Consider the following 15109-nt stretch of genomic DNA (forward strand, 5'->3'; position numbering starts at 1 on the left):
AAGCTCGTCGTAATGAAATTGATCCACGCAATCCATTGGCGTGCCCTTGAAACGGACAGGATACCGACCAAGATACAGAGTCGTGATGTAAAGGAAGTTAACATATGTCCCTGAAAAACCCCGCCGCTCTGGAGTTTTTGCAGTCGCGCCGGTCCCGGCCGGCCAAGACACTGGTTGCTCCGGCCCCAACCCGGGAGGAGTTGCTGCCATTGCTGACGGCCGCCGCCCGCAGCCCCGATCACGGCAAACTGGAGCCCTGGCGATTCATCGTTCTGGAAAAGGGCGCGATGCCACGTCTGGCGACCCTGACCGAGGCCTGCGGGAAAAGGCTGAACAAAAGCCCGGAAGACATCGCCAAGGCGCGCAGCCAGTTCGATATGGGGCATCTGGCCGTCGCGGTCATCGAGGTTCGCAAGCAATTCGAAAAGATCCCAGCGATCGAACAATCCTACTCTGCTGGCGCGGTCTGTCTGGCGCTGCTGAATGCCGCGCTGGCTGCGGGCTGGGGCGCCAATTGGCTGTCGGGCTGGCAAACACATGATCGCGCGTTCTGTGTCGATGCTTTCGGGCTGGCCGAAAATGAACGCGTGGCCGGGTTGATTCATATCGCCACCGAGGGCGCGACCCCGCCGGAACGCCCCCGGCCCGATGTGGCCGCGTTGACAGAGTGGGTTTCGGAATGATCATCCTGAACGCCTTTTTCAGCGCACTTGGCCAGACCGGAGATCCCAAGTTCCGTGCCGTTTTGCTGCGCGGCGTGGGCCTGACCATTCTGCTGCTGGTTCTCGCCTGTGCAGGCGCAATCTGGTTGATCAACTGGTTGTCGGGCAGCGAAATCTCATTGCCGTTCGTGGGGGCTGTCCCGTGGCTGAACGACGTTCTGAACTATTCCGGTATCGTGCTCGTCCTGATCCTGCCCGTTTTTCTGATGGTGCCGGTCGCATCGGCCATCACCTCGATCTTTCTGGACGAGGTGGCACAGGCGGTTGAGGACAAACATTTTCCGGCGTTGCCGCCCGCTCGGCGTATCCCGGTCTCAGAGGCGGTAATGGACGGTCTCAGCTTTCTTGGTGTTCTGATTGTGGCAAACCTGCTGGCGCTGATCCTGTACGCAATTTTCACCCCGCTTGCGCCTTTCATCTTTTGGGCGATGAACGGGTTCTTGCTGGGGAGGGAATATTTCACCCTGGCTGCGATGCGAAGAATCGGGCGCGACGGGGCACGCAAGCTGCGGTCCAAACACTCGACAACGATCTGGGTGGCGGGCACCTTGATGGCTATTCCGCTTTCAGTGCCGCTGGTGAACCTGGTGATCCCGATCATCGGGGCAGCCACGTTCACCCATATCTATCACGCCGTGTCGGGCCAAAAGGCCTGACGGGGATTATCTTGGCTCCAGTTGGTTCAGCCAGTCGAAATCCCGCACCGAGATCACGCCCGACAGGATGATCCCGGCGATGATCGCCCACAGAACCACAGAGATACCGGTGGTGATCCACATCTTTCTTTTCATGTGATGCACTTCCGGCGCGCCCGCATGCGTGCCGGGAACGATGTCACCCAGATCGCCCTGGGTTTTGATGCGAATGGGCAGCACCACCAACAACGTCATGAACCAGATGACGGCGAACAACACCAGCGCGGCAGTAATGGTCATTTCGGGCCCTCCGGGGCTGGGGGTTATACCTGCTCCAGCTCGACCAGGCAGCCGTTGAAATCCTTGGGGTGCAGAAACAGAACCGGTTTTCCATGCGCACCGATCTTGGGCTCACCTGATCCCAGAACGCGGGCTCCGGTTGCTTTCAGATGATCACGGGCCGCGATGATATCCTCGACCTCGTAACATACATGGTGGATACCGCCGGCCGGGTTCTTTTCCAAAAACCCGTTGATCGGGCTGTCATCACCCAGCGGATACAGAAGTTCGATCTTGGTGTTGGGCAGTTCGATGAACACGACCGTGACACCGTGATCCGGCTCGTCCTGCGGCGCGCCGACTTTGGCGCCCAGCGCGTTGCGGTATTGCTCGGACGCCGCCTCAAGATCCGGTACGGCGATGGCGACGTGGTTCAGACGTCCAATCATGTCTCACTCCTGCTGTCCTGCGTTGCATGGGTTATGGGGGCTGCCCCGCCAAAGGACAAGTGCGCCAAATCGCGCGTTAACGTCGTGTTAGCCAGAAGTTCCTAGCGTGAAGCATCTGCTGCATAGGAGAGCTGCCATGGACGATTCGGGCCTACTTGCCACCACAACCGCCGCGCCCACCGCGACTCGACCCTTGCTGGGTCAGACCATACTGGTTGTCGAAGACAGCCGGTACGCTTGCGATGCCATCCGCCTGATGTGCCTGCACAGCGGCGCGCGCATTCGCCGTGCGGATTGCCTGAAATCGGCCCGAAGGCATCTACAGATCTATCGGCCTTCGGTCATTCTGGTCGATATGGGCCTGCCGGACGGATCCGGTGCCGACCTGATCGCCGAATTGGCCGAGGCCACGCCCCGTATCAGTGTCATCATGGGCCTGTCGGGCGATGACGGCAGCGAAGACATGGCTCTTGCGGCCGGCGCGGATGGGTTTTTGTCCAAGCCGCTAAAATCAATGTCTCATTTTCAGAAATCCATTCTGGAACGCCTGCCGGAGGATCGGCGGCCCAGCGGGCTTCATGCCGTGCGCGATGAAATCATCCGCCCGGACCCTCTGGCCTATCAGGACGACATGGCCCATATCGCCGATGTGCTCGCAGGTCCCAACGATCATCGTGCCTTGGACTACGCCGCTCAGTTCCTGCACGGCGTCGCGCGCGAGGCAAATGACAGGCCCCTGGCGGAAGCCGCGCGAAAGCTGGCATTGTCACGCGCAAACGGGACGCCGATCATGGCGCAGGCAGCGCAGATTGCCGGGATGGTGCAGAACCGACTGGAACAGCGAGAGGCGATTTGAAATGGTGACAGCCTATTTCATCACTGCGACCCTTCTGTGCATCTGGCTGTACCGCCAAACACGGCATGCCGCGCGTTCCATACGCGTCAATCGAGACAATCTGAAAAACCCACTGGACTGACACACGCAGCCTGCGTGAAAAAAACCGCCCGCGACAAGCGGGCGGATTTTTTTACTGGTCCTGAGGGATAATGCGAAGACCCAATTCCATCAACTGATCCGAGGTCGGATCCGAAGGTGCGTCCATCATCAAGTCTTCGGCACGCTGGTTCATCGGGAACATCATGACTTCGCGGATATTGGCCTCATCTGCCAACAGCATCACGATCCGGTCGATACCAGCCGCACATCCACCGTGTGGCGGGGCGCCGTAGTGGAAGGCATTGAACAGGGCACCAAAGCGGGATTTTACTTCATCCTCGCCATAGCCTGCCAGTTCAAAGGCCTCCAGCATGATTTCCGGCTTGTGGTTCCGGATCGCGCCTGAAACCAGCTCGTACCCGTTACACGCCAGATCATACTGGTAGCCGCGCACATCCAGCGGGTTGCCCTGCAACGCCTCCATACCGCCCTGCGGCATCGAGAAAGGGTTGTGTTCAAAGTCGATGGCGCCGGTTTCTTCGTCCTGTTCATAGATCGGGAAGTCCACGATCCAGGCAAAGGCAAAACGGTCTTTTTCGGTCAGATTCAATTCCTCACCGATCACGTCACGCGCCTTACCGGCAACCTTTTCAAAGGCTTTTGGCTTGCCGCCCAGGAAGAACGCTGCATCGCCAACGCCCAGACCCAGTTGCTGACGGATTGCCTCGGTGCGTTCGGGGCCGATGTTCTTGGCCAGCGGTCCCGCAGCCTCCATCCCCTCACCCTGATCGCGCCAGAAGATATAGCCCATCCCCGGCAGACCCTCTTTCTGGGCAAAGGCGTTCATGCGGTCGCAGAACTTTCGGCTGCCGCCGCCTGGCGCGGGGATCGCCCGAATCTCGGTGCCTTCCTGTTCAAGCAGCTTCGCGAAGATCGCGAAACCGGAACCGCGGAAATGCTCGGAAACCACCTGCATCTTGATGGGGTTCCGCAGATCTGGCTTGTCGGTGCCATACCACAGCGCCGCGTCCTTGTAGGAAATTTGCGGCCAGTCCTGATCAACCTTGCGCCCGCCGCCAAATTCTTCGAACACGCCGGTCAGAACGGGTTGAATGACGTCGAACACGTCCTGCTGTTCGACAAAGGACATCTCGAGGTCCAGCTGGTAGAAATCGGTGGGCGAGCGGTCGGCGCGCGGGTCTTCGTCGCGAAAGCAGGGCGCGATCTGGAAATACTTGTCGAAGCCCGACACCATGATCAGCTGCTTGAACTGCTGCGGGGCTTGCGGCAACGCATAGAATTTGCCCGGATGCAGGCGCGAAGGCACCAGAAAGTCGCGCGCGCCTTCGGGCGACGAGGCGGTGATGATCGGCGTCTGGTATTCGCGAAAGCCCTGATCCCACATACGTTTGCGCATGGACGCAACCACGTCCGAGCGCAGGGTCATGTTCCGCTGCATCGCCTCGCGGCGCAGGTCCAGATAACGATAGCGCAGGCGGGTTTCCTCGGGGTATTCCTGATCGCCGAAGACCATCAGCGGCAATTCGTCGGCGGCCCCCAGAACTTCCAGCTCGCGTACATAAACTTCGATCTCGCCGGTGGGCAGTTTCGGGTTCACCAGGTCCGGGTCACGGGCTTTGACGGTGCCATCGATGCGGATGCACCATTCGGACCGCACTTTTTCAAGCTCGGCAAAGGCGGCGCTGTCGCCGTCGCACAGGACCTGGGTTACGCCGAAATGGTCGCGCAGGTCGATGAACAGCACGCCCCCATGATCTCGAACCCGATGCACCCAACCGGACAGGCGAACGGTTTCTCCAACATTGGCGGCGGTCAAGGCGGCGCAGGTGTGGCTGCGATAGGCGTGCATGGAATATCCCTTCGGGCGCAGAATTCGTCGCGCCGATACACCCTGTCAGACCCGGAAAGTCAAGGCGGGTCGCCCTTTCAAAACGGCCTTTGCACATTGCCTGAGTAGAAATAGACACCCAGCCCCACCGCAAAGATGATATTGCCGGCAATCGCGTGCAGCAGTACCGCATAGAAGAATGACCCGCGCTGACGGTAGGCCCAGGTGAACAGTAGCCCGCCGACAAATGTCATCAGGGCGACGATCCAGCTCCAGTACATAAGGTGTGCGAACGAGAATATGGCCGCGTTCAGCAGATAGGCCGCACGCCCATCCGGCAGGATCGCGTGATAGCGGCGAAAGAACAAAGGGCGGAACAGCAGTTCTTGTGGCAGCGCTGACAACAGTGGGTAGCCGACCCAGATGAGCGCCAGCATTTCGGGGCGGTGCGTCAGCAGGAAGAACGCGGCTTCCGGGCGCGTGATCTGAATCAGCCCAACGCAAAAGGCAGAAACGATGGCAGAGAACAGAGCCAACTCGCGCAGGGTCCAGTTGGCCCAGCCGTAACGAAGCTCGGCCCATTGAAACCCAGGCGTCCGGTGCAGCAGCACGATACCAAGCCCGGTCAGTGCAAACAGGGCCGGAAACATCCAGTTCGGTGGAAAGAGAACAGCGATCAGCAACGGGAAGCCGATATAGAACATGCCAAATTCCAGCCGCAGCCGTCGCAATGCAACCGGCGGTTCGACCATCGTGCTGTTTTTTGTCACCTGTCTATCAGCTCCACCTCGATCAGTCCGCGCAGTGAATTTCCGATCCGCACAGTTTGCGCATTTTTCAGGTCGGTCAAGGTCAGCACGGCTTCGGCAACCGCTTTGTTTTCCAGCAGTTCTTCGCGCAGTATCCCCGGCAAGAGCCCACAGGACAAAGCGGGCGTCAGAACCCGACCATCGGGCATTTCCAGAAACAGGTTCGTGATGGTGCCTTCACAAAGCTCATCCAGTTCATTCAGAAACAACAGCTCGTCCACCCCCTCGGGCAGCGCTGCGCGCGCGGAATCATAGAGCGCACGGCGCGTGGTCTTGTGACGCAACCAAAGGTCATTCGAAGCCAGACGCTGATCTGACAGAGCGACGCGCCAGATCCCGGGATTGTCCACCAGGTCGCCGGTTGTCAGATCGATCGAGCCCGACACATCCAGCGTAAGGCGGCAACGCAGCGGGGTGTCACACGCGGCGCTTTTCAGCCGGGCGGTCGCTTCATCCGGATTGAAAGGAATCTCGAACACCCGCGCAGTGCGGGCCATTCTTGCAAGATGGCGGTCCAGCCTGACAAAGCCCTGATCCGGCCGGAAGGCCAGTGTCTCGATCAGGCTGAAATCAGGTTCAGCTGGCGGGCGAAGCGGGCTTTCCATAACGCCTCCTCATACTCTGACGGGGCGGTGCTGTCCCAAACGACACCGCCGCCTACGTTCAGAGTGGCCTGATCATCCTCAAGCATCAAGGTGCGGATGGCCACGTTGAACTCGGACCGGCCATCCGGCGCGGCCCAACCAATCGTCCCGCAATAGATGTCGCGCGCCCATGGCTCCAGTTCCGCCAGAATTTCCATTGCGCGGATCTTGGGGGCTCCGGTGATCGACCCGCAGGGAAACAGTGCTGTCAGTATCTCACCCAGCCCAACGCATTTGTGCAGCTGCGCCCGGACCAGCGAGACCATCTGATGAACGGTTGCATAGGTTTCCACCCGGAACAGCTCGGGCACATGAACCGATCCGGGCAGCGCGACACGGCTGATGTCGTTGCGCAGCAGGTCAACAATCATCAGGTTCTCGGCCCGGTTCTTTTCGTCCGCACTCAGAAAAGCCCGGCGGCGCGCGTCCTCATCCGGGTCTTCACTGCGCGGTTGCGTGCCCTTCATCGGTCGGGTTTCGATCCGTCCACCCTCATCCGTTCGGAAAAACAATTCCGGCGAGCGGCTGAGCAGATCGGGCAGCCCATCCTGCTGCACCAGTGCTCCGTGGCCCACTGGCTGCCCCGCCGCCAGCGCGGCATAGAGCGTTTCGCTGTTGCCCGAGACGGTCAGGTCAATCGGAAAGGTCAGGTTGGCCTGATAGATGTCACCGGCACCGATGGCGTCATGCACGGCCCTGAAGGCCTTGCCATACCGCGCTTCATCCCAGCGGGGCCGGAATGCGCCCACCTCACCCGCAGGCGACGGAAGGGCGACCCGATCCGGCGCATCGTAAACCCCAAAGCACAACAAAGGCAGGCGGCGGTCTTCCGGCAAAAGACCGTTGAGCCGGGGTTCAAGCGCATAGCCCAGTTCGTAGCTGGCATACCCTGCCAGCCAGGCACCGTCTGCGCGCGCCTCATCCAGCGCCGCCAGAGCCTGGGGCACGTCCTCCGCCACATCCGCGCGGATCACCTGAGACGGACGCTGAAACCGGGCTCCTCGCCCAGCCGGTCCCTGATCGAAACGAATACGCACTTGCATCCTCATTTGCCGTGAGGGGCCATATAGAGAATACTCTGCCAAGTGAAAGAGGGGAAAGCGGCAATTTCGCCCCTGTTTCCGATACCTCTTGCACCTTTTCGCGCGGTCCCTATAACGCAGGACAATTTGGGCGCTGGGGCGGTGCCCCGACTCGCTGAAATGCCTCGCGGACAATCGAAGGAACAAGGCCATGCCGAGAAGAACCGACATCCAGTCGATCATGATCATTGGGGCGGGCCCCATTGTTATCGGTCAGGCCTGTGAATTCGACTATTCCGGCGCCCAGGCTTGCAAGGCCCTGCGCGAGGAAGGTTACCGGGTTATTCTGGTGAACTCGAACCCGGCGACGATCATGACCGACCCCGGCTTGGCCGACGCCACCTATATCGAGCCGATCACACCCGAGGTTGTCGCCAAGATCATCGAAAAAGAACGCCCCGACGCCCTGTTGCCGACCATGGGCGGGCAGACCGGCCTGAACACCTCGCTGGCACTGGAAGAGATGGGCGTGCTGGAGAAATTCGGCGTCGAGATGATCGGCGCCAAGCGCGAGGCCATCGAAATGGCCGAGGACCGCAAGCTGTTCCGCGAGGCGATGGATCGGCTGGGGCTGGAAAACCCGAAAGCGACCATCGTAACCGCACCCAAGCGCGAGGACGGAACCACCGATCTGGATGCCGGTGTGCAGATGGCGCTTGATGAGCTGGAAGAAATCGGCCTGCCCGCCATCATCCGCCCCGCCTTTACGCTGGGCGGCACCGGTGGCGGTGTGGCCTATAACCGCGAGGATTACATCCATTTCTGCCGCTCGGGCATGGATGCCTCGCCGGTCAATCAGATCCTTGTCGATGAAAGCCTGCTGGGTTGGAAGGAATACGAGATGGAGGTGGTGCGCGACACCGCTGACAACGCCATCATCGTCTGTTCCATCGAAAACGTCGATCCGATGGGCGTGCACACAGGTGACTCGATCACCGTGGCCCCTGCCCTGACGCTGACCGACAAGGAATACCAGATCATGCGCAACGGATCGATTGCCGTTCTGCGCGAGATCGGCGTCGAAACCGGTGGTTCGAACGTGCAATGGGCGATCAACCCCGATGATGGCCGGATGGTCGTGATCGAGATGAACCCGCGCGTGTCCCGGTCTTCTGCATTGGCCTCGAAAGCGACCGGTTTCCCGATTGCCAAGATCGCAGCCAAGCTGGCCGTTGGTTACACGCTGGACGAGCTGGACAACGATATCACCAAGGTCACGCCTGCATCCTTCGAGCCGACCATCGATTATGTCGTCACCAAGATTCCGAAATTCGCGTTCGAGAAATTCCCCGGTTCAGAACCCTACCTGACCACCGCGATGAAGTCGGTGGGCGAGGCGATGTCGATCGGCCGCACGATCCACGAATCGATGCAAAAGGCGCTGGCGTCGATGGAATCGGGCCTGACCGGCTTTGATGAGGTCGAAATCCCCGGCCTGAACGTGGGCCTGTGGGACGAAGCCGATGACAAGGCCGCCGTGATCAAGGCGATCAGCCAGCAGACACCGGACCGTCTGCGCACCATTGCGCAGGCGATGCGCCATGGCCTGACCGATGACGAGATATTCGGTGTCACCAAGTTCGACCCGTGGTTCCTGGCCCGCATCCGCGAGATCATCGAGGCCGAACGTCAGGTACGCAAAGACGGCCTGCCCGTCACCGAGGACGGTATCCGCAAGCTGAAAATGCTGGGCTTTACCGACGCGCGTCTGGGCAAGCTGACGGGCCGTGACGAAGACAACGTTCGCCGTGCGCGCCGCAATCTGGGCGTTTCAGCGGTGTTCAAACGCATCGACACCTGCGCGGCCGAGTTCGAGGCGCAGACGCCTTACATGTATTCAACCTACGAAGCGCCCATGATGGGCGAGGTCGAATGCGAGGCGCGCCCGAGCGACCGCAAAAAGGTCGTCATTCTTGGCGGCGGCCCAAACCGCATCGGTCAGGGCATCGAGTTCGACTATTGCTGCTGCCACGCCTGCTTCGCGCTGACCGAAGCGGGGTATGAAACCATCATGATCAACTGCAACCCCGAGACGGTTTCGACCGATTATGACACCTCGGATCGCTTGTATTTCGAGCCGCTGACCTTTGAACACGTCATGGAAATCCTGACGAAGGAACAGGAAAACGGCACGCTTCACGGTGTGATCGTTCAGTTCGGTGGACAGACACCGCTGAAACTGGCCAACGCGCTCGAGGCCGAGGGCATCCCGATCCTGGGCACCACGCCCGACGCGATCGACCTGGCCGAAGACCGCGAACGTTTTCAGGCGCTGGTCAACGAGCTGGGGCTGAAACAGCCCAAGAACGGCATCGCCTCGACCGACGCTCAGGCGCTGGAGATTGCAGAAGAGATCGGCTTTCCGCTGGTGATCCGCCCCTCCTACGTTCTGGGTGGCCGCGCGATGGAGATCGTGCGCGATATGGATCAGTTGCGACGCTACATCAACGAAGCCGTGGTGGTCTCGGGCGACAGCCCCGTTCTGCTGGACAGCTATCTGGCCGGCGCGGTCGAGCTGGACGTGGACGCGCTGTGCGATGGCACCGACGTGCATGTGGCCGGTATCATGCAGCATATCGAAGAGGCCGGCGTGCATTCGGGCGACTCGGCCTGTTCGCTGCCGCCCTATTCGCTGTCGAAAGAGATCATCGCGCAGATCAAGGATCAGACGTTCAAGCTGGCCAAGGCCTTGAACGTTGTCGGCCTGATGAATGTGCAGTTCGCGATCAAGGATGACGAGATCTACCTGATCGAGGTGAACCCACGCGCCTCGCGCACCGTGCCGTTCGTGGCAAAGGCCACCGACAGTGCGATTGCGTCCATCGCCGCGCGCGTCATGGCGGGCGAAAAGCTGGCAAGTTTTCCGCAGCGCCCGCCATACAAGACCGTGGACGACACCAAGATCGCCGATCAGATGACGCTGGCCGACCCTGATATGCCATGGTTCTCGGTGAAAGAGGCGGTTCTGCCCTTCGCCCGTTTCCCGGGCGTCGATACCATCCTGGGTCCGGAAATGCGCTCGACCGGCGAGGTCATGGGCTGGGACCGCGATTTCCCGCGCGCTTTCCTCAAGGCGCAGATGGGCGCGGGCATGGTCCTGCCGACCTCGGGCCGGGCCTTTATTTCGATCAAGGATGCCGACAAGGGCGCGGCGATGCTCGAGGCCGCACAGGTTCTGGTCGAACAAGGCTTCACGCTGGTCGCCACCCGCGGCACGCAATGCTGGCTGGCGGAACAGGGTGTTCCATGCGACGTGGTCAACAAGGTCTATGAGGGCCGCCCGGACGTCGTCGACATGCTGAAAGACGGTCAGGTGCAGCTTTTGATGAATACCACCGAAGGCGCGCAGGCGGTCGAGGATAGCAAGGCCATCCGGTCCATCGCGCTTTATGACAAGATCCCATACTACACCACCGCCGCTGCAAGCCACGCTGCCGCGCTGGCGATCAAGGCGCAGGCCGAAGAGGATGTCGAGGTGAAGTCGCTACAGGGATAAGCGCCGTGGCTATCAGCGTTAAGAAGCTCTGGATATGCTCCAGAGCTTCCTCATCATTCTGTCAAAGGGATGTCTTTCCAAACGGCGGTTGATCTGCTTTGACCTTCAAAAACTTCCAATGCCAGAAATCCTTTGTGCCCACCGCTCGGCAGGTCGAAAGCGATATCTACACGCTGGGGGATACCCGCGGACAAATTGCCCCCGACAACCCAGTTTTTTTGTGAACCAACTTTGAATTCTTTCGCCTGGACCCATTCCGCCGTCGGCAATGCCAGGCGAATTTTGTCTCCTCTGGCCTGAAAGTGATATGACGCGGCATCTTCCGGTTCCAAAAGCATGGTGCAGGAAACCCGCACGCCCTTTCCTGCACATCCCACGAGGTTCGCTTTAGTCGACCCGAAATACTGCGGTTCAAAATCTGTCGAAAAGTCGCCAGTGACTTCGATAGGAGCGCGCGGATTCAGTGCAGCCGAGCTACCAGCAGCCCCGGCTTCCCCCTTTGGACCCATCGGGCCTTGCGGACCTGCCGGTCCCTGTGGTCCGCGCAGCTCATCCAAGTGGTTCTGTACTAAAAAAGCTGCCACAGCCTCTACAGAAGCGGCTTGTCCTTGCCCGAAAGGCTGTTCCTCAAGATCGCTAAGGCGTTTTTCCAGCAACGTAAGATCAACCGGTGCTCGTTCGCCGATGGCGCTCAACGCGTCGCGCAACGAAGAAATCTCCTGATCCTTTAAAGTGAGTTCTTCGTCTATTTGTTCAAGATCTGCCTCGAGACGAGAAATTTTTGCAGCAAACTGGCTAAATCCCAAATCCTGTTCACGCGCGTTGGCTCGTTCCCCATCAATGTATGTGTATAACAAGGTCCCTATACCGACCAACCCCCCAGCGACGCCCGCCACGCCAATTTTGTTATCCATTGAATTCCTCGTGCAAATTCCTAACACACTGAAGCAAATGAAGAAGAGCCTGGCAAGCCTTGCGTTTCTCGATGAGCGGCGACCATCGTCAAGCAACGAGTTCCATGAAGGCCGCCCCTCAGGCGACCATTCTACGACCCTCCCGACGCCTTCTGATCTGAGTCACTTTGAATGGTTCGGTACGATTAAACTGGCACACAAGGATCGGTGTGTTTTAGCTGGGATTCCATTGCACTCTTGAAAAGGGATCACACCGTTGCAAGTTCGCGTTTTTCATCCCGCGCAAAGAAGAGCAGGTAGAACACCGGCGCGGCGACCATTGTCAGGACGGTCGCAAAAGCCAGCCCGCCCATGATCGTCACCGCCATCGAGACGAAGAACGCGTCCGTCAGCAGCGGTGCCATACCCAGAATGGTCGTGATGGCCGCCAGCATAACAGGACGCAAACGTGAGACGGAGGCTTCGACGATGGACTCGCGCAGGGGTTTGCCCGTGGCGCGAACAAGGTCAATCTCTTCGACCAGAACGATGCCGTTCTTGATCAGCATGCCCGACAGGCTGAGCAGACCCAGAAGGGCCGTAAAGGTAAAGGGCAAACCTGTTCCCAGCAGGCCGATGACCACGCCGTTGACCGACATCGGAACCAGCAGCCAGATGATGATCGGCTGACGGATCGCGTTGAACAGCAGAACCGAGATCAGCACCATGATCAGCAGGCTCAGCGGTAGTTGCTTGCCCAGACTTTCCTGCGCGTCGCGCGAGTTTTCGAACTCGCCACCCCACTCCATCTTGTAGCCCGGTGGCAGTTCGATTGCCTCGATGGCGTCCCGCACTTCGGCATGCACCTGCGCAGCCGTCAGGTCGGGCGGGATGTCCGCGCCGACGGTGATGGTCAGAACACGGTCGCGACGGTGAACCAGCGTATTGAGGGATTTGTACTCGAATCCATCGACCATCTGTTCGATTGGTACAAATTTCCCGGACTGATCCGAGTACACCACCTGATCGACAATCGAGTAATCTCCATCAGCCGGTCGGCGCAGGATGATCGGAATCAAACGATCCCGTTCGCGGAACACGCCGCCGGTGATGCCGTCGGTCGAAAATTGCAGCGTGGCCGCAATATCCTCGCGCGTGACACCCGCGGTCTGCGCCCGTTCCGTGGCATAGATCGGTTGCACCGCCAGTTCCTGTTCGCGCCAGTCATGATGGACAAGCAGCGCATTGGGTGACGCCGCCGACATGCGCTGCACGGCCTGGTCCGCAAGCTGGCGCAGAACCACCGGATCGCTGCCCGAGAACCGGGCCTGGATCGGATCGCCGCCGCCGGGGCCAAAGACCAGACGCTTGGTTCCGAACTCTCCTTCGGGGAACTGGACGGACCCGAACGCTTCCAGATCCGCCTGCAAGGCCGGGATATCCTCCAGACTTTCCGTGCGGATGATCATGTGACCATAGCTCGGGTTCGGTTTTTCCGCCGAATAGGTCAGCATGAACCGGGTTGCCCCCTGACCGACGAAGGTCGTGACTGAAACCACGTCATCGCGTTGGGTCAGCCAATCTTCGAACACCGCCATATCCTGTGCCGTGCGGGCAATCGGCGTGCCCTGAGGCAGCTTGTAATGCACAAAGAACAAAGGCGTGTTCGAGTTGGGGAAGAACTGCTGTTTCATCAGCCCGAACCCGGCATAACACGCTGCGGTTACGCCGATGAGACCCGCAACAACCAGCCACCGGAAGCGCAGCGCAAAACGCAGGATCGCGCCATATGCGCGGAACAGGATGCCCCCGTAGGCGTCGATCTCACCTTCCTTGCCCTGCTTGAAGAAGTAATGCCCAAGCAAGGGCGTGACCGTGATGGCCAATATCCAGCTGAGCAGCAGCGAAATGCCGATCACCGCAAACAGAGAAAACAGAAACTCGCCCGTCGCATCCGGGCTGAGCCCGATCCCGGCAAAGGCCATGATGCCGATCACGGTGGCCCCAAGCAGGGGGATCTGGGTTTTTGAAGCCACATCTTCAGCCGCATCCCGCGAAGGTTTTCCACGCAGCATCGCGATCTGCATCCCTTCGGCCACCACGATGGCATTGTCCACAAGCATACCCATGGCAATGATCAGCGCACCCAGGGAAATCCGTTCCATCTCGATCGAGAACAGCGCCATGAACAGAAGCGTGCCAACCACGGTCAGCAACAGGGTCGAACCAACGACGATGGCCGCGCGCCACCCCATGAAGATACCCAGCACGGCGACCACGATGGCCACTGACATGGCCAGATTGACAAGGAAGTCGTTCGAGGCCTGCTCGACCACCACATGCTGCTGATAGATCGGCAGAATATCGACACCGAAGGGGATGTTCGCATCCAGCTCGGCGAACTTGGCGTCAGCCCGTTTGCCGACCTCGACGATGTTTTCCGTCGCCAGACCGGCGATGCCGAGGGTAAAGGCTTCGGTCCCGTTAAAGCGGATCATGATGTCTGGATCGTTCTGACGCGCGCGATAGACGTCGGACATGTCGAACAGGTTGATCACCTGCCCTTGCGAGCCGACAGACAGGCCCGCAATGGCCGAGACACTGTCCGAACCCTCGGCCGTCAGAATGGTGGTGCGGGTATCTTCTGACCGCAAAGACCCCGAGGAATTCACCGAATTCGCATTGGCTATGGCTTCGTTGATCGCTTGCAGCGGGACGTTCTGGTTCACCGATATCGCCAGGTCGGGTTCGACAAAAATCGCCTCGTCCGGCAGGCCCTGAACCTCGACATCGGCAACGCCGTCCACGGTCAGCAGTTCCCGACGCAAAAACGTTGCCAGTTCATGCTTTTCGGCGTCCGAGAACCCTTCGGCGGTCACCGCATAGAACAGGCCGAACACATCACCGAACCCGTCATTCACGTAAGGTTGGCTGACACCCGACGGAAGCCCCCGGGCGGCATCACGCACCTTGGCCCGCAGGCGGGTCCAGATATCGGGCAGTTCGGTGCCGTCGTAGGTCGACTTGATCTCTACTTCGATCAAGGATTGTCCGGGTTGGTTGACCGAGGTGATGACATCCACCTCGCCCATCTGCTGGATCGCGGATTCAAGGGGCTCGGACACTTCCAGCGCCACCTGTTCCGCCGTGGCACCGGGATACTGCGTGGCGATGACCGCGTTCTTGATGGTGAATGCCGGGTCTTCCAAGCGACCAAGCGACGTGAACCCCCAGATGCCCCCAAACAGAGCGATAAGGATGATCAGCCATGTGTAAAGCGGTCGATCAATCGAGGCGCGCGCGATGTTCATCTG

At 59.7% G+C, this 15109-nt stretch carries 12 protein-coding genes; 4 read left to right on the forward strand and 8 right to left on the reverse strand.

What is annotated here, in order from left to right:
- Window positions 1–104 precede the first annotated feature (104 nt).
- Both AC2FF8_RS05700 and AC2FF8_RS05705 read left to right on the forward strand, forming a co-directional pair.
- Window positions 105–683 (forward strand): nitroreductase family protein, encoded by a 579-nt coding sequence (locus AC2FF8_RS05700; RefSeq protein WP_496879148.1) that lies wholly within the window; start codon window positions 105–107, stop codon window positions 681–683.
- Entirely contained in the window at window positions 680–1378 is a 699-nt protein-coding gene (locus AC2FF8_RS05705) for an EI24 domain-containing protein (RefSeq protein ID WP_496879149.1), read from the forward strand. Before AC2FF8_RS05700 ends, AC2FF8_RS05705 begins: the two co-directional genes overlap by 4 nt.
- Window positions 1379–1384: 6 nt before the next feature.
- Here the strand turns inward: AC2FF8_RS05705 and AC2FF8_RS05710 are convergent, their stop codons facing one another.
- Both AC2FF8_RS05710 and mce read right to left on the reverse strand, forming a co-directional pair.
- On the reverse strand, window positions 1385–1657 hold the full coding sequence (locus AC2FF8_RS05710) for a DUF1467 family protein (protein ID WP_117867937.1): 273 nt from the start codon (window positions 1655–1657) through the stop codon (window positions 1385–1387).
- A 23-nt stretch (window positions 1658–1680) separates the two neighbouring features.
- On the reverse strand, window positions 1681–2085 hold the full coding sequence (gene mce / locus AC2FF8_RS05715) for a methylmalonyl-CoA epimerase (RefSeq protein ID WP_170346086.1): 405 nt from the start codon (window positions 2083–2085) through the stop codon (window positions 1681–1683).
- A gap of 136 nt (window positions 2086–2221) precedes the next feature.
- Between mce and AC2FF8_RS05720 the strand changes: the two genes are divergently transcribed.
- Complete coding sequence (locus AC2FF8_RS05720) at window positions 2222–2941, forward strand: response regulator (RefSeq protein ID WP_496879150.1); 720 nt, start codon at window positions 2222–2224, stop codon at window positions 2939–2941.
- A 172-nt stretch (window positions 2942–3113) separates the two neighbouring features.
- Here the strand turns inward: AC2FF8_RS05720 and aspS are convergent, their stop codons facing one another.
- From aspS to AC2FF8_RS05740, 4 genes are all read right to left on the reverse strand, one after another.
- Entirely contained in the window at window positions 3114–4892 is a 1779-nt protein-coding gene (gene aspS / locus AC2FF8_RS05725; RefSeq protein ID WP_496879151.1) for an aspartate--tRNA ligase, read from the reverse strand.
- A 77-nt stretch (window positions 4893–4969) separates the two neighbouring features.
- The gene (locus tag AC2FF8_RS05730; RefSeq protein WP_496879152.1) at window positions 4970–5641 is read right to left on the reverse strand and encodes a CPBP family intramembrane glutamic endopeptidase; all 672 of its coding nucleotides are present in this window, start codon (window positions 5639–5641) and stop codon (window positions 4970–4972) included.
- Window positions 5638–6285 (reverse strand): aminotransferase class IV family protein, encoded by a 648-nt coding sequence (locus AC2FF8_RS05735; RefSeq protein ID WP_496879153.1) that lies wholly within the window; start codon window positions 6283–6285, stop codon window positions 5638–5640. The genes AC2FF8_RS05730 and AC2FF8_RS05735 overlap by 4 nt, the downstream gene beginning before the upstream one ends.
- The gene (locus AC2FF8_RS05740) at window positions 6240–7367 is read right to left on the reverse strand and encodes an aminodeoxychorismate synthase component I (protein ID WP_496879154.1); all 1128 of its coding nucleotides are present in this window, start codon (window positions 7365–7367) and stop codon (window positions 6240–6242) included. The genes AC2FF8_RS05735 and AC2FF8_RS05740 overlap by 46 nt, the downstream gene beginning before the upstream one ends.
- Window positions 7368–7557: 190 nt before the next feature.
- On the opposite strand from AC2FF8_RS05740, the gene carB reads away from it, so the two are divergent.
- Window positions 7558–10902, forward strand: a complete 3345-nt coding sequence (carB, locus tag AC2FF8_RS05745; RefSeq protein WP_496879155.1) for a carbamoyl-phosphate synthase large subunit — start codon at window positions 7558–7560, stop codon at window positions 10900–10902.
- A gap of 53 nt (window positions 10903–10955) precedes the next feature.
- On the opposite strand, the gene AC2FF8_RS05750 is transcribed toward carB, so the two are convergent.
- Together AC2FF8_RS05750 and AC2FF8_RS05755 are read right to left on the reverse strand one after the other, a co-directional pair.
- Window positions 10956–11816: a hypothetical protein gene (locus AC2FF8_RS05750; RefSeq protein ID WP_496879156.1), complete on the reverse strand. Its 861-nt coding sequence runs from the start codon at window positions 11814–11816 to the stop codon at window positions 10956–10958.
- A 248-nt stretch (window positions 11817–12064) separates the two neighbouring features.
- On the reverse strand, window positions 12065–15106 hold the full coding sequence (locus tag AC2FF8_RS05755; protein ID WP_496879157.1) for an efflux RND transporter permease subunit: 3042 nt from the start codon (window positions 15104–15106) through the stop codon (window positions 12065–12067).
- Window positions 15107–15109 lie beyond the last annotated feature (3 nt).

Source organism: Ruegeria sp. YTSA144 (genome assembly GCF_059610125.1).